General features: G+C 65.0%; 1 pseudogene. It reads left to right on the top strand.

The features are described 5' to 3' along the window. Nucleotides 1-637 (top strand): annotated as a pseudogene (locus tag HB681_RS37720) (beta-eliminating lyase-related protein); the annotation flags it as partial.

The following is a 637-nucleotide window of genomic DNA, read 5'->3' as shown; positions in this document are numbered from 1 at the left end:
GGGGCATGCCGGCGGCGTCGGCTTCCTGAAGTCGCCGGTGGGCTACGCGCTGCATGCGTTCTTCGGTGAGAACACGCTGCGCTCCGACCTTTCGATCTCGGTGCCGGAACTCGGCTCGCTGCTGGATCACACGGGGCCAGTGAAGGAAGCCGAGGCCTATGCGGCGAAGGTCTTCGGCGCGGACCACACCTACTTCGTGACCAACGGCACCTCGACCGCCAACAAGATCGTGTGGCATTCGATGGCCGGCCATGACGACCTGGTGATCGTTGACCGCAACTGCCACAAGTCGCTGCTGCACTCGCTCATCATGACCGGCGCCACGCCGATCTACTTCACGCCCGCGCGCAACGACTACGGGATCATCGGCCCGATCGGGCTGGACCAGTTCTCGCCCGAGGCCATCCGCCAGAAGGTCGCGGCGAGCCCGATCGCGCGCAACGCCAAGGGCAACGTGCGCATCGCCGTGGTCACCAACTCCACCTACGACGGCCTTTGCTACAACGCCGAGAAGATCAAGGCGGAAGTGGCCGATCAGGTCGACGCGCTGCACTTCGACGAAGCGTGGTACGCCTATGCCGCGTTCCACGAGTTCTATGAGGGCAGACATGCCATGGGTGTGCCGCGCGGCCATCCG

Source organism: Variovorax sp. dw_954, from assembly GCF_018449755.1.
Taxonomy (GTDB): Bacteria; Pseudomonadota; Gammaproteobacteria; order Burkholderiales; family Burkholderiaceae_C; genus Variovorax.
This window is presented reverse-complemented; position numbering and strand designations above follow the sequence as displayed.